The sequence below is a fragment of the Microbacterium sp. Ag1 genome (genome assembly GCF_001005635.1).
GTDB classification, from domain to species: domain Bacteria; phylum Actinomycetota; class Actinomycetes; order Actinomycetales; family Microbacteriaceae; genus Microbacterium; species Microbacterium oxydans.
Genome location: NZ_LBCR01000027.1, coordinates 86834 through 110897, shown reverse-complemented (window position 1 = coordinate 110897; position 24064 = coordinate 86834). Strand labels below are relative to the sequence as shown.

At 69.0% G+C, this 24064-nt stretch carries 27 protein-coding genes; 15 read left to right on the top strand and 12 right to left on the bottom strand.

What is annotated here, in order from left to right; genetic code table 11:
• Positions 1 to 11 precede the first annotated feature (11 nt).
• Positions 12 to 998, bottom strand: coding sequence for an EamA family transporter (locus AAY78_RS06645; RefSeq protein ID WP_046747542.1), 987 nt, complete (start codon positions 996 to 998; stop codon positions 12 to 14).
• A 39-nt stretch (positions 999 to 1037) separates the two neighbouring features.
• Here AAY78_RS06645 and AAY78_RS06640 point away from each other — a divergent pair, with 39 nt between their 5' ends.
• Positions 1038 to 1574 carry a CGNR zinc finger domain-containing protein gene (locus tag AAY78_RS06640; protein ID WP_046747541.1) on the top strand — a complete coding sequence of 179 codons (537 nt, stop codon included), beginning with the start codon at positions 1038 to 1040 and terminating at the stop codon, positions 1572 to 1574.
• Here the strand turns inward: AAY78_RS06640 and AAY78_RS06635 are convergent.
• Entirely contained in the window at positions 1547 to 1906 is a 360-nt protein-coding gene (locus AAY78_RS06635; RefSeq protein WP_082108594.1) for a helix-turn-helix transcriptional regulator, read from the bottom strand. The two genes, AAY78_RS06640 and AAY78_RS06635, sit on opposite strands and share 28 nt — an antisense overlap.
• On the opposite strand from AAY78_RS06635, the gene AAY78_RS06630 reads away from it, so the two are divergent.
• The 7 genes from AAY78_RS06630 (at position 1866) to AAY78_RS06600 (ending at position 8087) form a co-directional block, all read left to right on the top strand.
• The gene (locus tag AAY78_RS06630; RefSeq protein WP_046747539.1) at positions 1866 to 2558 is read left to right on the top strand and encodes an alpha/beta hydrolase; all 693 of its coding nucleotides are present in this window, start codon (positions 1866 to 1868) and stop codon (positions 2556 to 2558) included. The genes AAY78_RS06635 and AAY78_RS06630 overlap by 41 nt on opposite strands.
• Before the next feature lie 185 nt (positions 2559 to 2743).
• Entirely contained in the window at positions 2744 to 3319 is a 576-nt protein-coding gene (locus AAY78_RS06625) for a glucose-6-phosphate isomerase family protein (RefSeq protein WP_046747538.1), read from the top strand.
• Positions 3320 to 3327: 8 nt separating this feature from the next.
• A complete protein-coding gene (xylB, locus tag AAY78_RS06620; protein WP_046747537.1) occupies positions 3328 to 4818 on the top strand; it encodes a xylulokinase in 1491 nt (496 codons plus the stop codon).
• Positions 4794 to 5789, top strand: a complete 996-nt coding sequence (locus tag AAY78_RS06615) for a phosphoglycerate dehydrogenase (RefSeq protein WP_082108593.1) — start codon at positions 4794 to 4796, stop codon at positions 5787 to 5789. Before xylB ends, AAY78_RS06615 begins: the two co-directional genes overlap by 25 nt.
• On the top strand, positions 5786 to 6745 hold the full coding sequence (locus AAY78_RS06610; protein ID WP_082108592.1) for a shikimate dehydrogenase family protein: 960 nt from the start codon (positions 5786 to 5788) through the stop codon (positions 6743 to 6745). The genes AAY78_RS06615 and AAY78_RS06610 overlap by 4 nt, the downstream gene beginning before the upstream one ends.
• Entirely contained in the window at positions 6745 to 7716 is a 972-nt protein-coding gene (locus tag AAY78_RS06605; RefSeq protein ID WP_046747536.1) for a phosphotriesterase family protein, read from the top strand. Before AAY78_RS06610 ends, AAY78_RS06605 begins: the two co-directional genes overlap by 1 nt.
• A 74-nt stretch (positions 7717 to 7790) precedes the next feature.
• Positions 7791 to 8087: a putative quinol monooxygenase gene (locus tag AAY78_RS06600; RefSeq protein ID WP_231589672.1), complete on the top strand. Its 297-nt coding sequence runs from the start codon at positions 7791 to 7793 to the stop codon at positions 8085 to 8087.
• A 13-nt stretch (positions 8088 to 8100) separates the two neighbouring features.
• Here AAY78_RS06600 and AAY78_RS06595 read toward each other — a convergent pair whose 3' ends face one another.
• From AAY78_RS06595 to AAY78_RS06575, 5 genes are all read right to left on the bottom strand, one after another.
• Positions 8101 to 8682: a VOC family protein gene (locus tag AAY78_RS06595; RefSeq protein WP_046747535.1), complete on the bottom strand. Its 582-nt coding sequence runs from the start codon at positions 8680 to 8682 to the stop codon at positions 8101 to 8103.
• 156 nt (positions 8683 to 8838) lie between these two features.
• Positions 8839 to 9840 carry an ABC transporter substrate-binding protein gene (locus AAY78_RS06590; RefSeq protein WP_046747534.1) on the bottom strand — a complete coding sequence of 334 codons (1002 nt, stop codon included), beginning with the start codon at positions 9838 to 9840 and terminating at the stop codon, positions 8839 to 8841.
• 158 nt (positions 9841 to 9998) lie between these two features.
• Positions 9999 to 11033: an ABC transporter permease gene (locus AAY78_RS06585; protein ID WP_171011018.1), complete on the bottom strand. Its 1035-nt coding sequence runs from the start codon at positions 11031 to 11033 to the stop codon at positions 9999 to 10001.
• A complete protein-coding gene (locus AAY78_RS06580; RefSeq protein WP_046747533.1) occupies positions 11033 to 12535 on the bottom strand; it encodes a sugar ABC transporter ATP-binding protein in 1503 nt (500 codons plus the stop codon). The genes AAY78_RS06585 and AAY78_RS06580 overlap by 1 nt, the downstream gene beginning before the upstream one ends.
• Positions 12536 to 12714: 179 nt before the next feature.
• Positions 12715 to 13584: a sugar phosphate isomerase/epimerase family protein gene (locus AAY78_RS06575; protein ID WP_046747532.1), complete on the bottom strand. Its 870-nt coding sequence runs from the start codon at positions 13582 to 13584 to the stop codon at positions 12715 to 12717.
• A 212-nt stretch (positions 13585 to 13796) separates the two neighbouring features.
• Between AAY78_RS06575 and AAY78_RS06570 the strand changes: the two genes are divergently transcribed.
• Positions 13797 to 14798, top strand: coding sequence for a LacI family DNA-binding transcriptional regulator (locus tag AAY78_RS06570; RefSeq protein ID WP_046747531.1), 1002 nt, complete (start codon positions 13797 to 13799; stop codon positions 14796 to 14798).
• A 40-nt stretch (positions 14799 to 14838) separates the two neighbouring features.
• On the opposite strand, the gene AAY78_RS06565 is transcribed toward AAY78_RS06570, so the two are convergent.
• Genes AAY78_RS06565 through AAY78_RS06555 form a run of 3 tightly spaced genes read right to left on the bottom strand, consistent with a single transcriptional unit; the run spans position 14839 to position 17570 of the window.
• Positions 14839 to 15258, bottom strand: coding sequence for an RbsD/FucU family protein (locus AAY78_RS06565; RefSeq protein ID WP_046747530.1), 420 nt, complete (start codon positions 15256 to 15258; stop codon positions 14839 to 14841).
• Positions 15259 to 15289: 31 nt separating this feature from the next.
• Positions 15290 to 16288, bottom strand: coding sequence for an aldo/keto reductase (locus AAY78_RS06560; protein ID WP_046747529.1), 999 nt, complete (start codon positions 16286 to 16288; stop codon positions 15290 to 15292).
• Entirely contained in the window at positions 16275 to 17570 is a 1296-nt protein-coding gene (locus AAY78_RS06555) for an L-fuconate dehydratase (RefSeq protein WP_046747528.1), read from the bottom strand. The genes AAY78_RS06560 and AAY78_RS06555 overlap by 14 nt, the downstream gene beginning before the upstream one ends.
• Positions 17571 to 17693: 123 nt before the next feature.
• Between AAY78_RS06555 and AAY78_RS06550 the strand changes: the two genes are divergently transcribed.
• Positions 17694 to 18554: a fumarylacetoacetate hydrolase family protein gene (locus tag AAY78_RS06550; protein WP_046747527.1), complete on the top strand. Its 861-nt coding sequence runs from the start codon at positions 17694 to 17696 to the stop codon at positions 18552 to 18554.
• Positions 18551 to 19300 (top strand): SDR family NAD(P)-dependent oxidoreductase, encoded by a 750-nt coding sequence (locus AAY78_RS06545; protein WP_046747526.1) that lies wholly within the window; start codon positions 18551 to 18553, stop codon positions 19298 to 19300. The genes AAY78_RS06550 and AAY78_RS06545 overlap by 4 nt, the downstream gene beginning before the upstream one ends.
• A gap of 91 nt (positions 19301 to 19391) precedes the next feature.
• On the opposite strand, the gene AAY78_RS06540 is transcribed toward AAY78_RS06545, so the two are convergent.
• Complete coding sequence (locus AAY78_RS06540) at positions 19392 to 20303, bottom strand: amidohydrolase family protein (RefSeq protein ID WP_046747525.1); 912 nt, start codon at positions 20301 to 20303, stop codon at positions 19392 to 19394.
• A 47-nt stretch (positions 20304 to 20350) separates the two neighbouring features.
• Between AAY78_RS06540 and AAY78_RS06535 the strand changes: the two genes are divergently transcribed.
• On the top strand, positions 20351 to 21028 hold the full coding sequence (locus AAY78_RS06535) for a FadR/GntR family transcriptional regulator (RefSeq protein WP_046747524.1): 678 nt from the start codon (positions 20351 to 20353) through the stop codon (positions 21026 to 21028).
• 18 nt (positions 21029 to 21046) lie between these two features.
• On the opposite strand, the gene AAY78_RS06530 is transcribed toward AAY78_RS06535, so the two are convergent.
• Positions 21047 to 21709 (bottom strand): transaldolase family protein, encoded by a 663-nt coding sequence (locus tag AAY78_RS06530; protein ID WP_046747523.1) that lies wholly within the window; start codon positions 21707 to 21709, stop codon positions 21047 to 21049.
• 118 nt (positions 21710 to 21827) lie between these two features.
• On the opposite strand from AAY78_RS06530, the gene AAY78_RS06525 reads away from it, so the two are divergent.
• The 3 genes from AAY78_RS06525 to AAY78_RS06515 are packed head-to-tail and all read left to right on the top strand — an operon-like array spanning position 21828 to position 24045.
• On the top strand, positions 21828 to 22790 hold the full coding sequence (locus AAY78_RS06525; protein WP_046747522.1) for a ribokinase: 963 nt from the start codon (positions 21828 to 21830) through the stop codon (positions 22788 to 22790).
• A gap of 38 nt (positions 22791 to 22828) precedes the next feature.
• On the top strand, positions 22829 to 23233 hold the full coding sequence (rbsD, locus tag AAY78_RS06520) for a D-ribose pyranase (RefSeq protein WP_046747521.1): 405 nt from the start codon (positions 22829 to 22831) through the stop codon (positions 23231 to 23233).
• The gene (locus AAY78_RS06515) at positions 23233 to 24045 is read left to right on the top strand and encodes a GntR family transcriptional regulator (protein WP_046747520.1); all 813 of its coding nucleotides are present in this window, start codon (positions 23233 to 23235) and stop codon (positions 24043 to 24045) included. The genes rbsD and AAY78_RS06515 overlap by 1 nt, the downstream gene beginning before the upstream one ends.
• Positions 24046 to 24064 lie beyond the last annotated feature (19 nt).

Here is a 24064-nt window from a genome sequence, read left to right as displayed (position 1 = left end):
CGTGCCTCCTGTCACCCCCTACGCCGACTGTACGTATACAAAACTCCGCTCTGGTCGCGAGGGGCGGGCTCGCCGAGCTTCACCACGACCACGCCGATCAACACCAGCACACCGCCGAAGGCCTGCAGCAGGTCGGGGAGCTGGCCGAGCAGCAGCCAGCCGAACAGCAGCGCGGCCACGACCTCCGCGAGTGCGACAAAGGAAGCGAGCCGCGACCCCAGCATGCGCGTCGAGGCGATGCCCAGCAGATAGGCGAGAGCGGTCGCCACCACCCCCATCGCGAGCACCGGGACGAACCAGGGAACACTGCCGAACCGGTAGGAGATGTCGTCGGTCGTCCATGCGATCGGCAGCACGCCGATCGCGCCGGCCGCAGTCAGCCCCAGCGCCCCGAGCAGGAGCCCGCTGCCGGCCAGGGCGAGGGGCGGCAATCCCGTGTCGGCCTTGGCGGACAGCACGAAGTAGGCGGCAGCGCCCACCATGGCGCCGAGGGCCCACAGGATTCCGGGCACGTTGACGTCGGCACCCGTGAGGACGTCGAGCATGAGCACGAGCCCGACGAAAGCGATCGCCGCACCGAGCAGGCTCTTGCGGCTCGGCCGCTCCCCTCTCCGCAGCCAGAGCCACAGCAGTACCGCGACCGGGGCGGTGTACTCGATGAGCAGCGCCAGCCCGACGTCCATGACCGCGACCGCCTGGAAGTAGAAGAGCTGGGTCGCGGCGACCGCGAGCAGCCCGTAGGCGAGGATCATGCCCGCATTGCGCCGCAGCAGCGTCCACCGTCCTCGCAGCGACAGGATCGTGGGGACGAGCAGCACGAGGGCGGCGACCCAGATGCGCGCGGTGACGGCGGCACCGGGACTCCACCCTGCGTCGATGAGCCCCCGCGCCCATCCGCCCGACATGCCGAAGGCGAAGGCCGCGGCGAGGGCGAGCGGCAGCCCGAGACGCACACCCCTGGCGGAGTGCACAACCGCGTCATTGCTCACCGTACTCATGATCGATGACGCTACTCCCGCGCGTTGTAACATGTCAATATGATCTTCACCGATGACACGGAAGAGGCGTTGCGCTCCGCGGTCTGGCTCGCGAACTCGGCGGAGCAGCCGGACACACTCACCGACATCGACGACGAGGGCACCTTCCTCCACGAGTTCCCCTACACCGGCCGCCTGGACCGCGATGAGGCCGAGGTCGCCTCGCTTCGCGGACTGCGTCCCCGGCTCCGTGCGATGCTGCTGGCGCCGCGCGACGAGATGGCCGCGCACGTCAACGACGCCCTCGCGGAGTCCCGCCTCACCCCCGCGCTGCGCCGTCATGACGGCGTGGACTGGCATCTGCACGCGGTGGCGGACGAGCAGCCCCTTGCCGAACGCATCCTGATCGAGACCGCGATGGCCCTGATCGACGTCATCCGTGCCGACGAGGGCTCGCGCCTCACGGTCTGCGAGGACGATACCTGCCAGGCCATCGCGCTCGACCTCTCCCGCAACCGCTCGAAGCGCTATTGCTCCACCACGTGCGCGAACCGCAACGCCGTCGCCGCCTACCGCGCGCGCCGCGCCGAGTCCTGAGCCGACGCCGACTCCTGAGCCGACACAGAGTCCTGGGCCTGAGCCGGCGCAGGAGCCTCCTCCGACGCACCCGCGCCGACACCCGCCATGCGCGGGCGGGAGTGCTTCCGCCAGGCCAGCGGTGAACGACCGAAGCGCCGGCGGAAGGCTCGCGAGAACGCCGCCTCCGATTCGAACCCGACCGCATGCGCGACGGCACCGACCGCCATCGCCGTGGTCTCGAGAAGCTTCGAGGCGGCAAGCATCCGACGCTCCGCCACGTAGGCGGCGGGCGACTGACCGACGACGGCGGTGAACCGGTGGGCGAAGGCGGACCGTGACTGGTGCGTCAGGGCTGCTCACTGGGGTCCCCTGATCCTCGAACTCCGTCGCCGCGGCTACGACGATCTGCACGCGGTCGAGAACCCGCTCACCTCCCTCGCCGACGACGCAGAGCGCACGCAGAAGATGGTCCGTCAGATCGACGGCCCCGTCCTCCTCGTCGGGCACTCCTACGGCGGCACCGTCATCACGGAGGCCGGCGACCTGCCCAACGTGGTGGGCCTCGTCTACGTGGCGGCGTTCGCTCCCGACGCCGGCGAGAGCGCAGGGCAGATCACTCAGGAGAACCCACCGGCCGCGGTCGACGCCATCGCCCCCGACTCGGACGGCTATCTGTGGATCGCACAGGACCGCTTCCACGAGAGCTTCGCCCAGGACCTCTCCGCCGACGACGCGCTGGTCATGGCCGTCACCCAGAAGGCCCCCCTGGGGTCGACGTTCGGTGACACCGTGACGGCGCCCGCATGGAAGGCGAAGCCCACCTGGTACCAGGTCTCGACCGCCGACCGGATGATCAATCCCGACAACGAACGACGCATGGCGACGCGCATGAACCCGCGTCAGGTCGTCGAGCTCGACGCCAGCCACGCCTCGCTGGCCTCGCAGCCGGCGGCGATCGCCGACCTCATCGATGCTGCGGTCGCGGGGTCGGGCGCGAGCTGACCCGAGTACAGGGCGGGCTCTCCGCGGTGTGCCGTGCACCGGACCGGGGAGCCCGTCGCTGCGCGCGCTCATCCTCATCGCGTGCGAGAGTGCAACCCGCTCTGGACGCCACCTGTCATAACAGGTAGGGTGAACCTGTCATTACAGGTTGCGCAGCGTCGCAGCACCCGTTACGAGGAGCACCGATGCCCGAGTTCCACGCCCCGCCGATCTCCCCCCTGGCGATCGCCTTCGACGCCGAGAAGCTCACGCTCTCGCCCGAAGGGCCGACTCTCACCCGGCGGATGTCCGACCTCGAAGGGCTCTTCCTCGACGCAGAGGCCTGGGCCACGGCATCAGCCGGCGAGAACCCCGTGGTCTACACCGTGGTCAGCTCCCCCGTGCCCGAGGTCGACCGCGAGCTGCCCCAGTCGATCACCACGATCATGCCCGGGGACACGAGCGGAGAGCTCTGGATGACCAAGGGCCACCAGCACCCGAACCATCAGGGCGAGATCTACCTGGCGCTGAAAGGTCGCGGCGGACTGCTCATGTTCGACGGCGAGCGCACCGAATGGCTCGACATGCTCCCTGGCACGATCGGCTACATCCCGCCTGGGTGGGCGCACCGCTCGGTGAACACCGGCGACGAGCCGTACTCCTTCCTCGCGGTGTACCCGGGTGGAGCGGGCCACGACTACGGCTGGGTGCTGGAGCACGGGATGGGTTCGCGGGCTTACCGGTCGCCCGAGGGCGTCGAGCTGCGTCCGTACGCGGGATAGGCGCCGCCATGATCATCGCGCACGACCTGGGCACGACGGGGAACAAGGCCTCCCTGCACCACGACGACGGCCGGATCGTCGCCTCGGTCACCGTCGCCTACCCCGCGCACTTCGCCGCGGGCGGCGTCGCCGAGCAGAACCCGGACGACTGGTGGAACGCGGTCGTCGCCGCCACACGTGACCTGATCGCCCGCACCAGCACGCCCACGAGCGACATCGTCGGACTCGTGGTGAGCGGACAGATGATGGGCGCCGTCCTCCTCGATGCCGAGGGCGAGCCCGCGCGACCGGCGATCATCTGGGCCGACACGAGAGCCGGAGCCCAGCAGCGCGAGCTCGAGGACGCGATCGGCGCCGAACGCGCGTACGGGATCCTGGGGCACCGTCTGAACCCCACCTACTCGGTCGAGAAGATCATGTGGGTGCGCGACAACGAGCCCGACGTCTGGGCGCGCGTGCGCCGGGTCTGTGTCGCGAAGGACTTCATCGTGCTGCGCCTCACCGGGCGTCTGGCGACGGACCGTTCCGACGCGTCAGGCACCAACGCCTACGACCAGGCGGCCGGCACCTGGTCGGACGAGGTGCTGCGGACCGCACGCCTCGACCGCGCGCTGTTCCCCGAGATCCTGGAGTCGACGCAGATCGCGGGAGCGCTGACGGATGCCGCTGCGGCCGCGCTCGGGCTGCACACGGGCGTGCGGGTGGTGATGGGCGGCGGCGACGGTCCCCTGGCCGCGGTCGGATCGGGCGTGGTCGCTCCGGAGGACGGCGCCTACGTGTGCCTCGGCACCTCGTCATGGATCTCGTTCGCAGCGGACGCTCCGCTGCACGATCCGGGAATGCGCACCTTCACGTTCGACAACGTCGTCCCCGGCTCGTTCGTGCCCACGGCGACCATGCAGGCCGGCGGCGCTTCCGTGCAGTGGATCGCCGAGGCCCTCTCCCCCGACCCCGCCCACCCGGAGACCGGACGGCTGACGGCCGAGGCCTCCGCCGATGTCGACACCGACGACCTCTACTTCCTCCCGTACCTGCTCGGTGAGCGCTCCCCGCTGTGGGACCCGGACGCCCGTGGCGCATTCGTCGGTCTCTCGCGGCACCACGGTAGGGCCCACCTCGTCCGCGCCGTGCTGGAGGGCACCGCGTTCAACCTGCTCAGCTGCATCCAGGCATTCCGCGCGTCGGGCGCCGTGATCGACCGCATCGATGCGGTCGGCGGCGGAGCGCAGAGCGACGTGTACCTGTCGGTGCTCGCCGACGTCTGGGGAGTTCCCGTTCGTCGCCGCACGATCGTCGAGGAGGCGAACAGCCTCGGAGCCGCCGTGACGGCCGCGGTCGGGCTCGGGATCACCGACTTCTCGGCAGCACGTGCCCTCAGCGAGGTCACCGCCGAGTTCACCCCGGATGCCGGCCGCCATGCCGTGTACGCCGAACGGCACGCGCGGTTCACGGATGCCTACGCGGCCCTCGCGCCGTGGTTCGCCGGACGGCCGCGCTGATGGCTGTGATCCTCGTCACCAGCCGATCCTTCTCGGACGGCGACCTCGATCTGGTGGAGCGGGCAGCGCAGTCCGGACACCGCGTCCTCCGCGGGCCCGCGCACCACGACATGGACGAGCTGCGGTCGCTGCTGCACGGCGCCGATGCCTGGATCGCAGGAACCGGCGCCATCACCGATGCGCACCTCGCCGCGGCCCCGAAGCTCAAGATCGTCGCCCGTTACGGAGTGGGCACCGAGTCGGTCGACCTCGCTGCCGCGCGCGATCGCGGCATCCCCGTGACGAACACCCCCGGCGCGAACGCCGACGCCGTGGCCGATCACGCGGTCGGTCTGATGCTGGCCGCGCTGCGGTTCGTGCCGGACGGCGACCGCCGGGTGCGCGCGGGCGACTGGGGGGTTCGGCGCGGACGGGAGCTCGGCGCCGCCACGGTCGGCATCGTCGGCTTCGGCCGGATCGGCCAGGGCGTCGCTGCGCGTCTGAGCGGCTTCGGTCCGCGCGTACTCGCGGCCGACCCGTTCGTGCCCGACGACGTGGTGCGCGCCCGCGGGGCGGAACCCGCCTCGGTCGACGACCTGTTCCGCGCGGCCGACGTGATCACTCTGCACGCCCCGGGCGGCCAGCGACTCGTCGATGCGGAGCGCCTCGCCGGCATGCGGCCAGGCACGGTGCTGGTCAACACCGCCCGAGGGGACCTGATCGACGAGGCGGCAGTGGCCAGGGCACTGCACGACGGCGTGCTCGCCGGTTACGCGGCCGACACGCTCGACGGGGACACCGCAGCGCACGCGAGTCCCCTGCTCGCGCCGGAGCTCGCCGACCGGGTCATCGTGACCCCGCACCTCGGCGCGCAGACCACCCAGGCGGTCGACAACATGGGCTCCCTCTCGCTCGCCGACGTGATCGCCGTCCTCTCCGGCGGCGAGCCCGCGCATCCCGTCCCGATCCCCGCCTCCGAGGAGACCCGATGACCACCACCGCCAACACCGTGACCTCCGGATCCGAGACGGTCGCCGCCGACTACATGGGCTTCGTCGGGGTGACCACCGCCTCCTCGTCGATCATGAAGGTGTTCCCGCTCTGGGCCGACATCCTCGACCTGCCGACGCGCACCCTGGTCGGTCACGACCTGCCGATGGATGCCGACCCCGCGCAGTATCGCGCGATTGTCGAGCAGATCCGCGACGATCCGCACCACCGCGGGGCCCTGGTGACCACGCACAAGATGAACGTGTTCGCCGCCGCCTCCGACCTGTTCGACGAACTCGACCCGTTCGCGGTGTCGTGCTCCGAGATCTCCAGCATCTCCAAGCGGAGGCGGACGCTGTCGGGAAGGGCCAAGGACCCGATCACGGTCGACCTCGCGCTGAACGACTTCCTGCCCACGGACCACTTCACCCGTACGGGGGCTGCGGTCGTGATCCTCGGGGCCGGAGGCTCGGGCACCGCTCTCAGCTGGGCTCTCGCCGAACGCCCCGACTCCCCGTCGAGGATCACGGTGACCGCCCGCACGCAGGACAAGCTCGACCACCTGCGCGAGGTGCACCGCCAGCACGGCACCCGTGAGGGGTTGATCGAATACGTCGTCACCACGACGCCGGAAGAAGCCGATGCCCTCGTCGCGGCTGCGCCGGCCGGCTCGGTGATCGCCAATGCGACGGGACTCGGGAAGGACCGCCCCGGCTCCCCCCTGACCGACGCGGTGGTGTTCCCCGATGGCGCGTACGCGTGGGAGTTCAACTACCGCGGCTCGCTCGAGTTCCTCCATCAGGCCGAAGCGCAGGCCACGGTTCGCGACCTGCACGTGGTCGACGGCTGGCGCTACTTCATCCACGGCTGGTCGCAGGTCGTCGCCGACGTGTTCGAGCTCGATCTCACACCCGAGACCGTCGAGCGACTCGCCGAGGCCGCGGAGTCGGTGCGCTGATGTCCGCCGTCGTCCGCACGGTGCTCGGGGACATCGCCCCGGCGCTGCTCGGGCGCGTGGACTACCACGAGCACCTGTTCCAGGTGTCACCGCTGCTGCCGGGAGACGAGCTCGACGACGAGAAGGCCTCGGGCGAAGAGGCGGCCCTGCTGCAGGCGAGCGGATTCGAGGCGATGGTGGATGCCACCCCCTTCGGTGTCGGCCGCGACGCCTCCGCCCTGGCGCGGATCAGTGCGTCGACCGGACTGCACATCGTCGCGACGACCGGCCGACACCGTGAAGCCCACTACGGCGCAGACCATCCGATGCAGGTGTGGACCGCCGACCGTCTGGCCGCCCTCTTCATCGCCGACATCACACGTGGCATGCCCGCCGACGACGCGGAGCTCTTCGAGGCCCCAGAGGTGTCCATCGCCGCAGCGCCCGACGGCGCACCCGTGCGCGCCGGGATGCTCAAGGGCGGCGCCGACTACTGGCGCATCAGCCCGTTCGAGCGCACCACGCTGGTCGCGGTGGCCGAGGCGCACCGTGCGACGGGGGCGCCGGTCATGGTGCACCTGGAATTCGGCACGGCGGCTCACGAGGTGCTCGATCTGCTCGCGGCCGAGGGGGTGTCCGCCGACCGCGTCGTGCTCGCACACGCCGACCGCGACCCCGATCCCGGCCTGCACGTCTCCCTCGCGGAACGCGGAGCCCACCTCGGCTACGACGGCTTCGCACGACCCCGCACCCGCTCCGATGCCGAGCTGCTCGCCCTGACGGTCGCTGTCGTGGAGCGCGGCGCCGGGGACCGGATCGTGCTCGGTGGCGACGTGGCTCGTCGCACGCGGTACGTCGCCTATGGCGGCATGCCAGGACTCGCCTACCTCGGCGAGCGCTACCTCCCACGCCTGCGCGACGCGATCGGCGACGAAGCCGTGCACCGGATGCTCGCGACCACACCGGCCCGACTGCTGACGCTCTCCACCTGAACCCGAGTATGGGCCGGAACAAGAGCATGCACATGGGCATCCACATCCGCATCCGACAGCCCCGAGGAGACACCGTGTCAGAGCCGACCGTCCTGCATGCCACCTTCACTGCACGACCAGGCACCGGGGACATGGTGGCCACCCTGCTGCGTGCGTTCGCCGAAGTCGTGCGCGCCGAGGAGGGCAACCTCGTCTTCGACGCGTCCCGGCTCGTCGACGATCCCGACCGCTTCTTCGTGTACGAGGTCTACCGCGATGAGGCGGCCTTCCACGCCCATCTCTCCGCCCCCGCCGGTGTCCCCTTCAACGCCGCGCTGCAGGAGCTCATCGTCGAACCCTCGTCGCAGCTCACCTTCCTCCGTCGGATCTGACGATCCGTCGCCGTCAGCGATCGAGCCGAGGATCCCGCAAGGACGCCATCGCCTCGACGAGGCTTTCGTGGATGTACTCGAGCTCGGGTGACGTGAAGCTCGACCAGTCCGCCTCGGCGGCATCGCGGTCGTCCGCGCCCGCATCTTCCGCCGATCCGTTCCACGTGGATGCGTCCGTTCCGTCCGCGTCCCACGTCTGCTCCTGCGGAACGTGGGCGTATACCCACCAGAGATTTCCCGAGGGATCGGCGAAGCGCGAGAACGTGTCTCCGAAGAAGTCCGTCGGCCGGGTCACGATACGGGCGCCGAGTCCGACGGCTCGTGCGAGCGTTCCCTCGACGTCGTCGACGTACACCTGGATGAATCCGGGGGTGAAGGGCCAGTCCGGCTTACGGTCCGCGACCGTGATGACGGAGTCGCCGATGCGCAGCTCGGAATGCAGGATGAGTCCGTCGGTGTCGACGGTGCGGGCCTCGGGGACATCGGTCGCCCCGAAGACCTCGATCACGAAGTCGATGATGCGGGCGGCGTCATCGGTCATGAGGAAGGGGTTGATGGTGTTCGATCCAGCCGGGCGGGCGGGTGTGCTGCTCATGGTGTGAGTCCTTTCGTCGCGATCACTCTGACAGTCACCGCGGACAGATCCTGACCTCGATTCCCGGACTCGATCGTGGAATTCCATCCCCCGCCCGCGTCCGGACACGAAGAAGCCCCCCACCCGAAGGTGAGGGGCTTCTTCAACGTTGCGGTGTCACTCGTAGAGCACGGCCGCGATCTTCTCGTCGTCGATGTTGCTCTTGTCGTACCAGTACGAACCGGTGTCGTAGAACTTCTCGACGGAGTCGCCGTTGGCGGCGTCGTAGGCGGCCTGCACGACCTGTGCGCCGATGCCGATCGGGTCCTGCGTGATGGCGCCGGCCATGGTGCCGTCCTTGATGGCGTTGATCTGCGCTGCGCCGGAGTCGAAGCCGACGATCGTGATCTTGCCCTTCTCGAGGCCCAGCTCGTTCACGGCGTTCACGACACCGATGGCGGAGCCTTCGTTGGTGCCGTAGATGCCCTTGAGGTCGGGGTGGGCCGCGATCAGGGTCTTGGCGATGTCGGCCGACTTGAGGTGGTCGCCGTCACCGTACTGGATGTCGACGATCTCGATGTCGGGGTAGTCCGCCTCGATCTTGTCGACGAAGCCGTCGCGGCGCTCGACACCGGTCGAGTTGATCTGCGAGTGACCGACGATGGCGACCTGGCCCTCGCCGCCGATCAGGTCGGCCATGTGCTCGGCAGCGAGCGCACCGGCGACCTTGCTGTCGGTGGCCGACAGGCTGAGCCCGACGTCGCCGTTGCAGGGGGCGTCGAAGTAGACGACGGGGATGTCCTTCGCCTTGGCCTGCTCGAGGGGGGCGACGCACGCCTCGGGGTCGAGGGCGGCGTAGGCGATGGCGTTCGGGTTCTTGTCGATCGCGGCGGTCAGCATCTCGAGCTGCTGCGCGATCTCGGTCTCGGCGGCAGGACCCTCGAACGTGATCTTCACGCCGAGCTCCTTCGCCTTGTCCTCCGCTCCCTTCTTGACGGCCTGCCAGAACTGGTGCTGGAAGCCCTTCGAGACCATGGCGATGTACATCTCGCCGTCGCTGCTGCCGCCGCTGCTCGAGCCCTCTTCGATCACGTCGCCGCCTCCGCCGGCACAGCCGGCGAACACCAGTGCGGATGCGGCCACCAGGGCCACGAGTGCGGTCTTCTTCCCGAATTTCATGAAAACTCCATTGTTTGGGTACGACTCGGTTTGTTCTGTGTGGATGCCGGACGAGCCGGCGCTGTGGACATTCCAGGTGCCTGTGCGGATGTCTCCGCGGGGTGTCGGCCGGGGCCGGAGGACGACGACGGGCACGGGTTTTCGCCGCCGTCCAGGTCTCAGGTGCGCTGTCGGTTGCGCAGCGAGTCGAGGAACACCGCGAGCAGCACGACCACGCCGACGACGATGTTCTGCCACTCGGGCTGGATCGACATGATGCGCAACCCGTTCACGAGCACGCTCATGATGAGGGCGCCGATCACGGTGCCGAGGATGGATCCGCGTCCTCCCAGCAGCGAGGTGCCGCCGATGATGACCGCGGCGATCGCCTGCAGCTCGTATCCGGTGCCGATCTGCGGCTGGGCCGAATCCAGCCGCGAGGCGATGACGATGCCGGCGACCCCGGTGAAAGCTCCGGCGAACATGTAGATGAGGATCGTCCAACGACGCGTGTTGACGCCCGAGAGGCGCGTGGCCTCCTCGTTCGAGCCGATCGCGAACGTGTACCGGCCGAGAAGCGTCTTCGACAGCACCAGGTACGCGATGACCGCGAGCACCGCTGTCACGAGCACGGCGTTCGGGATGCCGGGGATGATCACGCCGAGGGCGATCTTCTTGAAGTCGGGGGCCGACGTCGAGAAGTAGATCGGTGCGACACCCGAGATCACGAGGGCGAGGCCGCCCGCGATCATCATCATCGCGAGGGTGGCGATGAACGGCGGGAGGCGGAGGAACGTGATGTTCACACCGTTCACGAGCCCCATCAGCACACCGGTCAGGACGCCGCCGATCACGCCGACCCACACCGGCAGCCCCATGTTGGTCACGAACACACCCGTCATCACGGCGCACAGCGCCATGCCGGTGCCGATCGACAGGTCGATGCCGCCGGTGATGATGACGAAGGTGGTGCCGAGGGCGAGGATGCCGATGACCGCCGTCGACAGCAGCACCGTGGCGATGTTGCTGAAGGTGAAGAAGTTCGGGCTGGCGATCGAGAAGAAGATGATCAGCACGATGAGCGTGCCGAACGCCAGCGACTGCTGGAACTGACGCTTCAGGAACGCGCCGACGTCCCTCTTGTCCGTGTTCTCGTTCACGGCGGTCTGGATGATCGTCGTCGTCGACGATCCGGGCTGCTGCGGAGCGCTCATCAGTCTTCCTCCCCGTGGGCTGCGAGTTGCATGATCTTCTCCTGGCTTGCTTCCTCGTTGCGGAGCGTCCCGGTGATGCGGCCGTTGGCGAACACCGCGATGCGGTTCGCCACGCGGAGGATCTCCGGGAGCTCGGATGAGATGACGATGATGGATTTGCCTGCATCAGCGAGCTGTTGCATGAGGCGGTAGATCTCCTCCTTCGCGCCGACGTCGATGCCTCGCGTCGGTTCGTCGAAGATGAGGATGTCGCAGTCGCGCATCAGCCACCGGGCGATGACGACCTTCTGCTGGTTGCCTCCGGAGAGGAGCTTGACCACCTGGTTGACCGAGGGGGTCTTCACCCGCAGCTGCTGCACGTACTCCTTGGTGCGGTTCTTGGCCTTGCTGTCGCCCATCCAGCCGATCGCGTTGGCGTAGGAGCCGAGCGAGGCCAGCACGGTGTTGAACGTCACGTCCTGCTCGAGCATCAGCCCGAGGAGCTTGCGGTCCTCCGAGAGGTATCCGACGCCGTGCTGCACCGCGTCGGCGGGCTGGGCGATCTTCACGGTGCGACCGTCGATCGCGATGGTGCCGCCGTCGCGATGGTCGGCGCCGATCACCGCCCTCGCGGTCTCGGTGCGTCCCGCACCCATCAGCCCGGCGAACCCGAGGATCTCGCCCTTGTGCAGCTGGAAGGACACGTCCTTGAGAAGGTTCCTGGTCGACAGCCCCTGCACATCGAGGACGATCGGGTCGTTGGCGTGCTCGCGGGCCTGAGGACGGGTTCCCTCGTCGATCACACGTCCGACCATCATCTCGATGATCGTCGGGATGGTGATCTCGGACCGGTCGAGTGATCCGATGTATGTGCCATCGCGCAGGACGGTCACCCGATCGGCCAGGCGACGCAGCTCGTCCATGCGGTGCGAGATGTAGACGATCCCGGTACCACGCGCCTTGAGCTGCTCGATCAGTACGAACAGCGTCTCGACCTCGGTGTCGGTGAGAGCCGAGGTGGGCTCGTCCATGATGAGCACCTTGGCGTTGAACGACAGGGCCTTGGCGATCTCGACCATCTGCTGCTCGGCCACCGTGAGCTCGCCGACGAGTTGCCGCGGGTTCAGGTGGATGTCGAGGCGCTGCAGCAGGTCTGCGGTCTGGGCGTTGAGCTTGCGCTCCGACAGGAACGGGCCCGTCGTCGGCTCCCGCCCGACGTAGATGTTCTGCGCCACGGTCAGATCGGGCATCAGGTTGAGCTCCTGATGGATGATCGTGATGCCGAGCTCCTGCGCCTGAAGAGGGCTCGTGAGCTCGACCTCCTGACCCTCGAACGTGATCGTCCCCTCGTCCTTGGTGTAGATCCCGGAGAGGATCTTCATCAGGGTCGACTTTCCCGCGCCGTTCTCACCCACGAGCACGAGCACCTCGCCGGCGTGCACCTCGAGGTGCACGTCCTTCAGCGCCTGCACGCCGGGGAATCCTTTGCTGATCCCCTCGACCCGGAGGATGGGTCCACTCATGCGCTCACCTGCTTCCTTGAAGGTTCTGCTTCGATGTCGACGGATCGTTCCGCCGCAAACATCGGATCAATTCTGCGTCCTACGCTACGGGCAGCGCAAGTTGTATCTAAATGTATCTAACGTCGACGAGGTTGGGAAGACCTGTAATGACATCTTGATCTTTCCCGCCCTTCACCGACTCAGTGCAGGCGGATCGACTCGACCGCGACGAGCTTGTCGCGGATGTAGGCGTTCGCGTGGGCACCCAGCTCGACGTTGTCGTTCCAGAGGTTCCGCCAGATGCCGAGCATGCGGCTGAGGTCAGGGGCGACGACCGCCGACGAGAACGACTCGAACACGATCGGACCGTCGTACCCGATGCGCCCGAGCGCCTTGAAGAACGCGTCGAAGTCGACGGTGCCGGTTCCCAGATAGCCGCGGTGGCTCTCGCCGATGTGCACGTAGCGCAGGGCGGGGGCGGCATCGAGGACCGGCGCGAACATATCCGACTCCTCGATGTTCATGTGGTACGTGTCGATGTGGATCCCGAGATTCGGCCGGTCGACCTCGGCGACGTACGCGAGAGCCTGCCGCGCCGTGTTGAGCACGTTCGTCTCGTAGCGGTTCACGACCTCGAGCGAGACCGACACTCCGCGCTCGGAGGCATGGTCGGCCACCCGCGCGATCACGTCCCGGCTGCTCGCGAGCGCTTCGGTGGTCACCGGCTCCATGTACTTCTTCATCGCGCTGTAGATCACGCCGCAGAAGTGCTTCCCTCCGAGATCCGCGAGCACGTCGACGGCCTTGATGAGCAGGGCTTCACCGGCCGCGACGATCACGGGGTCGGAGCTCGTGACGTCGGTCGCCTCGGACAGGCCGAGCGACGCACTGACGTCGAGGCCGTATTCCTCGAGAGCATCCTTCGCGACCGCGACGTCGAAGGAGAACGGATCCATCAGCGGGAACTCGATGAGGTCGAAGCCCGCCTCCTTGGTCTTCTGCACCGCCAGACGGATGCCCTCGGCATCGAAATTCCCCGTCCAGACCAGACCGTGACAGCCGATGTTCATGAGACCTCTCACAGCGGGTGTCCGGCACCGTCGCCGCCCCGGACTTGGCACGTGCCAAGTCCGGTGTGCGAGTCACGCTACGTCGGGGGCGGCAGCGGTGTCAAGAACTTTCTTGGCACGTTGCAACTCCTCCGATATCCTGAGGCCGCCACCGCGGTCAGGAGCCCCGATCGCCGCGGCGACGATGAAGACGAAGAAGATGAAGGAGCCCCATGCCAGCGAGCGTCAAGGACGTCGCCGCCCTCGCGGGAGTCTCCTCCTCCACCGTGTCGAACTACCTCAATCACCCGCACGTGCTCGGAGCCGCGAGCCGCGAGCGGGTACGGGCCGCGATCGAAGAGCTCGACTTCGTGCCCAACGAATCCGCTCGGCAGCTGCGGGCCGGCTCGAGCAAGGCGCTGGCGCTCATCCTCCTCGATGCCTGGCTGCCCTACTTCCACGACCTCTCGCGCGGCGTCGAGGATGTGGCGCGCGAGGGCGGCTGGTCGCTCTTCTTCAGCAACAGCGACCGCGACGAGACACAGGAGCGACGCAACCTCGACATGTTCGAGGCGCACCGTGTGCAGGGCATCGTCATCTATCCGCTCGGCGACGTCGTACCGCGCCTCGAGGCGCTCGCCGATCGCGGCATCCGCTCGGTCGTGGTGGGACCGATCCCCGACTCATCGAAGGTCGCATCCGTGCTGTTCGACGATCGTGCCGGCGGCCGCCTCGCGGGGAAGCACCTCGTCGATCTCGGGCGACGACGCATCCTGTTCCTCGGGAACCCGGCGGTGAGCCAGTCGAACGATCGTCTGGCCGGGCTCCGCGAAGCCGTCGCCGACACGGACGCGACGGTGTCGACGGTCGAAGTGCCGCACTTGGCGACCGAGGACGGCCTGGAGGCCGGCATGCGGATCATCGCCCTGCCCCCCGCCGAGCGGCCCGACGCCGTGTTCGCCGCGAACGACATGGTGGCGCTCGGCGTGCTCACGCAGCTCCTGCGCCACGGCGTCCGCGTGCCGGAGGAGATCGCACTCATCGGGTTCGACGATGTCGCCCAGGCGCACCAGGGTGTCGTCCCCCTCACCAGCGTGCGGCAGCCCGGCTACGAGATCGGCCGCGCCGCCGGGATCGCCCTGCTGGCACAGCTCGCCGCCCCCTCGGCACCCCCGCCCGCGACGACGCCGTTCCCCGCCGAGCTCATCGTGCGGGAGTCGACCGTCGGTCGCTGAGACGGTCGTTCCCTGGCTGCCGCGAGGCCTCGCTCCTTCGTCAGGCCGAGGGGTGGCCGACCACACCCTTGCGCAGCAGCGCGTTGCCGTATTTGCGCGTCTCACCCGTGCGCACCATCAGATACGCGGTCTTCGCGACCTCGTAGTAGGCGAACCGCTCGACGAAGGCCGTCGTGTCCACGGCTGTGCCCGCCGCCGCCATGAGCTCGCGCTGCACGTCGAGCACCTCGCCGTCGGCCGAGGTCATCAGATCGAGGCCGGGGGCGTCGTCCAGCGGCAGCACGGTGCGGATGGCAGCCACCGCCTCGGGCGTCGTGGTGCCGGGCAGGTCGATCACACGTGCGCCCAGACCCCACGCGGGGAAGTGCGCGTCGGCGACGACCACGGCATCGGAGTGCCCCATGCGGTCGAGGTGCAGCAGCAGCTCTCCCGTCAGCAGGGGATGGATTCCTTCGAGCACGAGTGCTCCTCTCGTCGAGCCGTCGGGTGGTTCAGGAGACGCCTGAGCCGGCCGGGATGAGCCCCTCCGCTGCGAGGTCCTCCCACAGTGAGGCCGGGATGTCGAGGGCGGCGTACTCCGCATTCTGCTGCAGCTGCGCCGGACGACTGCCACCCACCACGACCGAGCGTACGACCTCGGACTGCAACGGGAACTGGATCGCCGCGGCCGGCAGGGGCACATCGTGGTCGGCGCACACCGCGGCGATGCGCACCAGGCGGTCCCACAGCTCGTCGGGGAGCTGCCCGTACTCGTAGCGGCCATCCCTCCGCGGCTCGTTCGAGGCCAGCAGTCCGGAGTTGAACACCGACGCCGCGACGATCCCGGTCCCGGTCTCCCGGCACGCGGGCAGCACGTCGACTGCCGCGGGCTGCTCAAGGAGCGTGTATCGGCCGGCCACCATCACGAGGTCGAGGTCGGCGGAACGCACGGATGCCGCGAGGGCTTCCGACACCATCGAGCCGATGCCGATCGCGGTCACCTCGCCGTCCACGCGCAGCTGCTCCAGGGCCGGAAGGGCCTCGGCGAGCGCGAGGTCGAGGTCGTGCCGCTCCGGGTCGTGCAGGTAGAGGAGGTCGATGCGCTCGATGCCGAGCCGCTCGCGGGACTCGTCCAGGCTCGTCCGGATGCCGTCCGCCGAGAAGTCCCACACGCGCTGGAGGTCGTCAGGCACGTGGAAGTCGTTCGCGGTGTCGAGGCCGCCGGCGTGGTCGGGGTTCGGGCGCAGCAGCCGGCCGACCTTGGTCGAGAGCACGTACTCGTCGCGCGGCTTGGTCTGCAGGAAGGTGCCGAGGCGACGTTCGGAGAGCCCGAGGCCGTAGTGCGGAGCGGTGTCGTAGAAGCGGATGCCGCTCTCCCACGCCGCGTCCAGCACCGCCCACGCGTCGTCGTCGGACAGCTCACGGAAGAGGTTGCCGACGTTGGCGGCACCATAGCCGAGAGTCGGGACGGTCAGGCGGTCAGGCACGATCACACCGTCAGACGCCGACATGCGCGCCCGTCCAGGTGTACTCGGCGATGCTCTCAGCCTTCATCTCCATGCCCGTGCCCGGTGCGGTGGGAGCCATGTAAGAGCCGCCCTGGATGTCGGTGGGCACGACGAAGTGCTCGTGCAGGTGGTCGACGAACTCGATCATGCGGCCCTCGCGGGTGCCGGTGACGGCGACGAAGTCGAACATGGACAGGTGCTGCACAGCCTCGCACAGGCCGACACCGCCGGCATGCGGGCAGACCGGCACCCCGAACTTGGCGGCGAGCAGCAGGTTGGCGATGTTCTCGTTCACGCCCGCGACCCGCACGGCGTCGATCTGCATGACGGAGATGGCCTCGGCCTGCAGCAGCTGCTTGAAGATGACGCGGTTCTGCGCGTGCTCACCGGTGGCGACGCGGATCGGGGCGATGCCTCTGGCGATCTCGGCATGACCGAGCACGTCGTCGGGGCTCGTGGGCTCCTCGATCCACGCGGGGTGGAACTCGGCGAGCGCGTTCACCCACTCGATCGCCTCCGACACCTCCCAGCGCTGGTTGGCGTCGATCGCGATGGGGAAGTCCGGGCCGCACACCTCGCGCGCCTTGCGGAAGCGGCGGATGTCGTCCTGCAGGTCGGCACCGACCTTGAGCTTGATCTGGGTGAAACCGTCGGCCATGGCCTCGCGGGCGAGACGTTCGAGCTTCTCATCGGAGTAGCCGAGCCAGCCGGGGCTGGTCGTGTAGCCCGGGTAGCCGGTGGCGAGCAGCTGCTGCTCCCGCTCGGCCCTACCGGGCTCTGCGGCCCGCAGGATCCCGAGGGCGTCCTCGCGGGTGAGGGCGTTGGTGAGGTAGCGGAAGTCGACGAGGTCGACGAGCTCCTCCGGCGTCATCCGGGCGAGGAGCTGCCAGAGCGGAAGCCCTGCACGCTTGGCCTTGATGTCCCACAGCGCATTGATGACGGCGCCGATGGCCATGTGCATGACGCCCTTCTCAGGACCCAGCCAGCGCAGCTGCGAGTCGCCGATGATGTCACGGAACGTGCCGCCCATGTCGTCGAGCAGCGGCTCGATCTCGCGTCCGACGAGGTGGCCGGCGAGTGCGTCGATCGCGGCGACCTGCACATCGTTGCCGCGGCCGATCGTGAAGACGAAGGCGTGCCCCTCGATGTCGTCGTCCGCGTCGGTGCGCACGATGACGTACGCGGCCGAGTAGTCGGGGTCGGGGTTCATCGCATCCGACCCGTCCAGGCTCAGAGACGTGGGAAAGCGGATGTCGGTGGTGTCGAGGGCGACGATACGGCTCACGGGATTCCTCTCCATGCACGGGTGATTTCTCCGTGCGGATCTCTTGGAGTGTAAACATCCGATGTCTATACTGTCAACGAGACCGGCCGCCTCGTCGCGGCCTCCCGACCGATCAGGAGAAACATGAAGTTCGCGCGGCTCGGCACCCCCGGGAATGAGATCCCCGTCCTCGTGGAGGGCGACCGATACCTCGACCTCCGCCCCGTAACATCCGATGTGGACGGAGCCTTCCTCGAGAGCGACTTCGGCTCCCGCGTCACCGCCGCCCGCGATGCCGGAGAGCTCCCCGAGCTCGCGGATGCCTCCTCCCTGCGCGTCGGCGCCCCGATCGCACGGCCGAGCGCCGTGATCTGCATCGGCATGAACTACGCAGCCCACGCGGCCGAGTCGGGATCGGAGCCGCCCACCATCCCGATCCTTTTCCTCAAGACGCCGAACACGGTCGTCGGCCCTGACGACACGGTGACGATCCCCCGCGGCAGCGAGAAGACCGACTGGGAGGTCGAGCTCGGCATCGTGATCGGCACCCGCACCGCGTACCTCGACTCGCCGGAGGAGTCGATGGCGCACGTGGCCGGCTTCGTCGCCGCGAACGACGTGTCCGAGCGCGACTTCCAGATGGCGGTCTCCGGGGGGCAGTGGTCGAAGGGCAAGATCGCCGCCGGCTTCAATCCGACCGGACCCTGGCTGGTCACCCCCGACGAGGTCGACCACCAGGCGCTCGGCCTGCGCAGCTTCGTGAACGGCGAGCCGCGGCAGGACTCGAACACGAGCGACATGATCTTCACGGTCGAGCAGATCGTGCACCACCTGTCGCAGTACGTGACGCTCGAGCCCGGCGACCTGATCCTCACCGGCACCCCGCAGGGTGTCGCACTGTCGGGCAAGTACCCCTACCTGGCCGCGGGCGACGTGGTCGAGATCGAGATCGACGGCCTCGGTCGTCAGCGACAGGAGTTCGTGGCATGGGAGGCCCGGAAATGAGCGCATTGAACGGGCTGGTGGCGATCGTCACCGGCGGAGCATCCGGAATCGGCGCGGCGATCGCACAGCGCCTGCACGCCGACGGAGCGACGATCGCGGTGCTCGATCGCGACACCGCCACGGCCGACCCCGCCTTCGCCGCCTTCACGGCCGACGTCTCCGACCGCGCGAGCGTCGACGCCGCTGTGGCTGCCGTCGGCGAGAAGTTCGGCCGCATCGACATCGTCGTGAACAACGCCGGTATCGGCGCGCAGGGCGACATCGCCGCGAACGACGACGACGAGTGGGCCCGAGTGCTCTCGGTCAACGTGACCGGCATCGCCCGCGTCACGTCTGCCGCCCTGCCCTGGCTGCGGAAGTCGCCGGCGGCCGCGGTCTGCAACACGGCTTCCATCGCCTCGACCACCGGCCTGCCGCAGCGCGCGCTCTACAGTGCGTCGAAGGGTGCGGTCTCAGCCCTCACCCGTGCGATGGCCGCCGATCACCTGCGCGAAGGCATCCGCGTGAACGCCGTCAACCCGGGAACGGCAGACACCCCATGGGTGGGGCGACTTCTCGACTCGGCCACCGATCCCGCCGCGGAGCGCGCCGCCCTCGAAGCGCGCCAGCCCCACGGACGCCTGGTCAGCCCCGACGAGGTCGCTGCGGCGGTCGCCTACCTCGTGGGCCCGTCAGCCGGCTCCACCACCGGAACCTTCATCGAGGTCGACGGCGGCATGGCCCAGCTGCGCCTGCGCGCGGAGTAGCCCCTCGCCCGCTTTCGAATCGCGCAACTGGTTCCATCCGCACTCTGGATATCCGAAGCATGGATCGGACCGGTTGCGCGATTCGAAACCCTCAGGCCGAGGCGTCGATCCGGTAGAACCGCTCGGCGTTGCGCCAGAACAGGGCGTCGACATCGTGGCCGCGCGCCTCCGCCCACGCGATGACGACATCGGCCCCGCGCGATCGTGCCGTGGACTGGTAGGCCACCTTCTCGCGCTCGGGTGCGTCGGGCGCAGCGGACTCGGCCGGACCGATCGCCGAGACGGGCCAATCGCTCCCCCACATCAGGCGCTCGACGCCGAAGGCATCGGCGGCCACGTCGAGGAACGGCACCAGCTGCTTCGCCGCCCAGTCTCCCCCTGCCTCCGCCTGCAGACCGGAGAGCTTGCAGAACGCGTTCGCGTGGCCCGCCACCTCTGTCAGGTCGCGCACCCATTCGGCTGAGGGCGCGAGCGGCGCAGCAGCCGTGCCGACCGCCGGCTTGCCGAGGTGGTCGAGCACGATCCGCAGCTCGGGGATCGCTGCCGCGAGACGCGCCACCTCGGGCAGCTGCTCAGCACGGACGCAGGCGTCGAAGGCCAGGTCGCGCCGAGCCACCTCCCGCGCTCCGGTCACGAATGCGGCGGAGAGGGCCAACCCGTCAGGGCCGTCCTGCAGGAGGTGACGCACGCCGACGACGAGAGGCTCCGCCGCGAGACTCTCCAGGTGCACCACCGTGTCGGTACCCCGATCCAGACGGATGCCGGCCACGATCCCGATCACGCCCGCCGCGGGGGCGAGCTCCTCGACCCAGCGCACCTCGTCGAGGAAGTCGTCTTCGACGGTCTCCGCCTGCACGAAGATCGACCGCTCGGGCTCCGCACGCGCCACACGGGCACGCTCCAGCTCCGCCCCGGCGAAGCGTCCTGAGAGCGGCCCGTCGAGCCACGTGTAGGTCAGGGCCTCCGGATCCCAGAGGTGCAGATGTGAATCGAGAACACGCATGGCTCCCATCCTGCCGGAGACATCCGATCAATCGCTAGGATGACGCCATGGCAGTCACCGACGAGGCGATCGAGAAGATCAAGGCGATGATCGTGGCGGGCGAACTCGCCCCGGGCGATCGGCTCCCCCCGGAGAAGGAGCTGTCCGAACGGCTCGGCCTCTCCCGCAACTCCATGCGCGAGGCGGTCAAGGCGCTCGAGGTCATCCGGGTGCTGGACGTGCGACGAGGCGACGGCACCTATGTCACGAGCCTCGAACCCCACCTGCTGCTGGAGGCGATCTCGTTCGTCGTCGACATGCACGACGACGATTCGATGCTCGAGATCTTCGCGGTCCGTCGGATGCTGGAGTCGCAGGCGACGGGGTTGGCGGCCACGCTCGGCACCGAGGAGCAGATCTCCGAGCTGCGTGACGAAGTCGACGCGGTCGATGCGGCCGTCACGATCGAGGCGCTCGTCGACCACGACATCCGCTTCCACCGTGAGATCGTCGCGATGTCGGGCAACGCGTATCTCGCGAGCCTGATCGAGCACCTGAGCAGCCAGACCGTGCGTGCGCGGGTCTGGCGCGGTCTCACGGAGGCCGGCGCGGTCGAGCGCACCCTGTCGGAGCACCGGGCCATCGCCGACGCGATCGCCCAGCACGACTCCGCCCTCGCGACCTCGCTCGCCACCGCGCACATCGCGGGTGTCGAGCGCTGGCTGCGTCAGGCCGCGGCGAACTGATCCGCTCCGGGGCGTCGCTCAGGCGCCGAGGCGCACCATCGCGGCGTCGAACTCGGCGGCGGAGCTGTCGCTCACCTCGTGGAAGAGCACCTCCTCCAGCACGTCGGGCGCTGCGGTGAAGTACGGCACTCCGGCCAGGCGCAGCCCCGTGATGTCGTCGGCCGAACGCAGCGAGGCGGCGAGCACGTTCGAGTCGCTGCCCGCACACACCTCCTGCATCCGTGCGATGGTGTGATCGCCGTCGAGGCCGGCGTCGCGCATCCGACCGAGGTAGGGCGCGATGTACTGGGCGCCGATCGAGGCGCACGCGAGCGCCTGCGCGACCGAGTACACCGCGGTGACGAGCACGGTCGCGCCGTCGCGCACGAGGTTCGATGCCGCGGCGAAGCCCGCAGTGGTCGCCGGCACCTTCACCGCTACCCGTTCGCCCAGCGAGCGGATGCCCTCGGCATTGCGCAGGAAGGAGTCCGTGTCGCCTCCCCACGTCTGGAAGAAGATCTCACGCGCGCCTTCCGCCTCCCATCGGGCGTAGAGCTCGGGGATGTCGGCTGCGGTGCGACCGCCTCGCTCGAGGATCGTCGGGTTCGTGGTGACGCCGTGCACCACCCCGGCGGCGAGCAGGCGGGAGACGCGGTCGACGTCGGCACTGTCGACGTACAGGCGTGGCGCGATCGGGTTCATCGGGGTCTCCTCGCGGACAACCTGTCGTTACAGGTGCGGATTCGGCTAATGTAATGACAGCCACCGCGGTCTGTCAAAGCGTCGGCTACGCCTGCCGTCGAAGGAGATCAGGAGCGAGATGACCCCCGCACACCCCCAGGATCGCACCGGCGTCGTGATCGTCGGAAGCGTCACGGCCGATGTCACCACCTTCTCCGGACGCCTCCCCGCCAGGGGCGAGACCATCCTGGGCGACGAGTTCACCCTCATGCTGGGAGGCAAGGGTGCCAACCAGGCCGTCGCCGCCGGGCGCTCGGGGGCACGGACGAGCTTCGTCGGCTGCGTGGGCGACGACCTCTTCCACGATCTCGTCGTCGACGGGCTCACGGCCGCCGGGGTCGACCTGGCGCACCTGCGCACGGTTCCCGGCCCGACCGGAGTGGCGCACATCCGCGTCGACTCCTCGGCGCAGAACGACATCGTGATGGTGCCGCTGGCCAATGCGGCCTTGAGTGCCGCACAGATCGACGATGCGCTCGCGGCTCTCGCTCCCACCACGTCGGTGCTGCTCACGCAGCTCGAGACCCCCTCTGCGCTCACCGCGCACATCACCGCGCGGGGACGCGAACACGGCATGACGGTCATCCTCGATCCCGCCCCTGCCGCCGAGCTCGACGCCGAGATCTGGCGGAGCATCGACATCGTCACCCCCAACGAGACCGAGGCGACGCTGATCAGCGGCATCGAGGTCACGGACGCGGACTCGGCCGAGCGCGCCGGCCGCTGGTTCCTCGCACAGGGGGTGGGCGCCGCGGTCATCACACTCGCGGGCCAGGGGTCATGCGTCGTGACGGCGGAGGGCGCCGCCGTGATCCCGCCGTTCCCCGTCGACGCCGTGGACACGACAGCAGCGGGAGACGCCTACGCGGGCTATCTCGGTGCAGCGCTCGCCAACGGGAGCAGCCTGGAGGACGCCGTGCGGCTGGCAACGGCGGCGGGCGCGCTCACGGTCACCAAGCAGGGCGCATCGCCGAGCCTGCCCCACCGCGCGGAGGTCGAGGCATTCCTGGCCGAGCGCACCACCACATCCGTCGCGAGCTGAACTCCGCGATCCCCGCATCCGGAGAACCGAGGAGACCCATGCGAAAGACCGCCACCACGATCAACCCCGCGCTCTCCCGCGTGATCAGCGAGACCGGGCACACCGACCTGATCGTCGTCACCGATGCAGGCCTGCCCATCCCGCCGGGCTCTGAGCGCATCGACCTGGCGTATCGACCGGGGGCTCCGGCCTTCCTCGACGTGCTCGACACCGTGCTCGCCGAGCTGGTGGTCGAGGGCGCCACCGTCTCGGCCGAGGTGGCGGAGCAGAGTCCCGAAGTGCTCGAGGCGTTGCGGGAGCGGTTCGCCGATGAGGGCTTCGAGATCGAGCTCATCCCGCACGTCGATTTCAAGAAGCTCAGCCAGGGCGCCCGCGCGTTCGTGCGCTCCGGGGAGTTCACCCCCTACGCGAACGTGATCCTGCACGCGGGGGTGGCGTACTGATGGCCATCGTCGACGACGCGATCGATCGGCATTCCGCCGCGCCCATGTACGACCAGCTGCGCCAGCTGATCATCGACGGCATCGCCCGCGACGGCCTGCAGCCCGGCGATCCGCTCCCCGGCGAGCACCGGCTGTGCGAGCGCTACGGCATCTCCCGCACCGTGGTGCGTCAAGCGCTCGCCCAGCTCGAACATGAGGGGCTCGTCGAGCGCGTGAAGGGCAAGGGCACCTTCGTCTCCCGGCCCCGCACCAGCGAGAGCCTGGTGCACACCCTCGTGGGCCTGTACGACGACGTGGAGCGCCGTGGTGGCCACGTGCACAGCGACGTGCTGCGCCACGAGCGGACGACGGCGGATGAAGAGATCGCGCTCGCCCTGGAGGTGCCCGTCGGCTCTGCCGTCGTCGTGCTGGAGCGTCTGCGCCACGTCGACGGGGAGCCGTGGTCGCTCTCGACGACCTGGATGCCCGAAGCCGTGGGCTCGGTGACGCTCGGCGCCGACCTGACCGAGGCGTCGCTGTACCGGCTGCTCGCCGACAACGACATCGTTGCGACGCACGGCGTGCGCTCGGCGGAGGCGACCGTGGCCACGCACGAGCAGGCGCAGCATCTCGGCGTCAGCGCTGGTTCGGCCCTGCTGCGTCTGCGCAGCATCAGCCGCAGCGCCGACGGCACGCCCATCGAGTACTTCATCGCGTATCACCGCGGCGACCGGTCGCGCTTCGAGTTCCAGCTGCAGCAGGAGCAGTCGCAGGCCTCGCTGCTGCACGTGGACGGCGAGGGCGGGGCCTCGCGCGCCGGAACGGTCGGCTGACCGCCCGGTAGTCTCGAGG

What these genes read in the sequence shown, in the direction of transcription:
- AAY78_RS06645 (WP_046747542.1), bottom strand. Translation starts at nt 998, where the DNA reads ATGAGTACGGTGAGCAATGACGCGGTTGTGCACTCCGCCAGGGGTGTG.
- AAY78_RS06640 (WP_046747541.1), top strand. Translation starts at nt 1,038, where the DNA reads ATGATCTTCACCGATGACACGGAAGAGGCGTTGCGCTCCGCGGTCTGG.
- AAY78_RS06625 (WP_046747538.1), top strand. Translation starts at nt 2,744, where the DNA reads ATGCCCGAGTTCCACGCCCCGCCGATCTCCCCCCTGGCGATCGCCTTC.
- xylB (WP_046747537.1), top strand. Translation starts at nt 3,328, where the DNA reads ATGATCATCGCGCACGACCTGGGCACGACGGGGAACAAGGCCTCCCTG.
- AAY78_RS06610 (WP_082108592.1), top strand. Translation starts at nt 5,786, where the DNA reads ATGACCACCACCGCCAACACCGTGACCTCCGGATCCGAGACGGTCGCC.
- AAY78_RS06605 (WP_046747536.1), top strand. Translation starts at nt 6,745, where the DNA reads ATGTCCGCCGTCGTCCGCACGGTGCTCGGGGACATCGCCCCGGCGCTG.
- AAY78_RS06595 (WP_046747535.1), bottom strand. Translation starts at nt 8,682, where the DNA reads ATGAGCAGCACACCCGCCCGCCCGGCTGGATCGAACACCATCAACCCC.
- AAY78_RS06590 (WP_046747534.1), bottom strand. Translation starts at nt 9,840, where the DNA reads ATGAAATTCGGGAAGAAGACCGCACTCGTGGCCCTGGTGGCCGCATCC.
- AAY78_RS06585 (WP_171011018.1), bottom strand. Translation starts at nt 11,033, where the DNA reads ATGAGCGCTCCGCAGCAGCCCGGATCGTCGACGACGACGATCATCCAG.
- AAY78_RS06580 (WP_046747533.1), bottom strand. Translation starts at nt 12,535, where the DNA reads ATGAGTGGACCCATCCTCCGGGTCGAGGGGATCAGCAAAGGATTCCCC.
- AAY78_RS06575 (WP_046747532.1), bottom strand. Translation starts at nt 13,584, where the DNA reads ATGAACATCGGCTGTCACGGTCTGGTCTGGACGGGGAATTTCGATGCC.
- AAY78_RS06570 (WP_046747531.1), top strand. Translation starts at nt 13,797, where the DNA reads ATGCCAGCGAGCGTCAAGGACGTCGCCGCCCTCGCGGGAGTCTCCTCC.
- AAY78_RS06560 (WP_046747529.1), bottom strand. Translation starts at nt 16,288, where the DNA reads ATGTCGGCGTCTGACGGTGTGATCGTGCCTGACCGCCTGACCGTCCCG.
- AAY78_RS06550 (WP_046747527.1), top strand. Translation starts at nt 17,694, where the DNA reads ATGAAGTTCGCGCGGCTCGGCACCCCCGGGAATGAGATCCCCGTCCTC.
- AAY78_RS06545 (WP_046747526.1), top strand. Translation starts at nt 18,551, where the DNA reads ATGAGCGCATTGAACGGGCTGGTGGCGATCGTCACCGGCGGAGCATCC.
- AAY78_RS06540 (WP_046747525.1), bottom strand. Translation starts at nt 20,303, where the DNA reads ATGCGTGTTCTCGATTCACATCTGCACCTCTGGGATCCGGAGGCCCTG.
- AAY78_RS06535 (WP_046747524.1), top strand. Translation starts at nt 20,351, where the DNA reads ATGGCAGTCACCGACGAGGCGATCGAGAAGATCAAGGCGATGATCGTG.
- AAY78_RS06530 (WP_046747523.1), bottom strand. Translation starts at nt 21,709, where the DNA reads ATGAACCCGATCGCGCCACGCCTGTACGTCGACAGTGCCGACGTCGAC.
- AAY78_RS06525 (WP_046747522.1), top strand. Translation starts at nt 21,828, where the DNA reads ATGACCCCCGCACACCCCCAGGATCGCACCGGCGTCGTGATCGTCGGA.
- rbsD (WP_046747521.1), top strand. Translation starts at nt 22,829, where the DNA reads ATGCGAAAGACCGCCACCACGATCAACCCCGCGCTCTCCCGCGTGATC.
- AAY78_RS06515 (WP_046747520.1), top strand. Translation starts at nt 23,233, where the DNA reads ATGGCCATCGTCGACGACGCGATCGATCGGCATTCCGCCGCGCCCATG.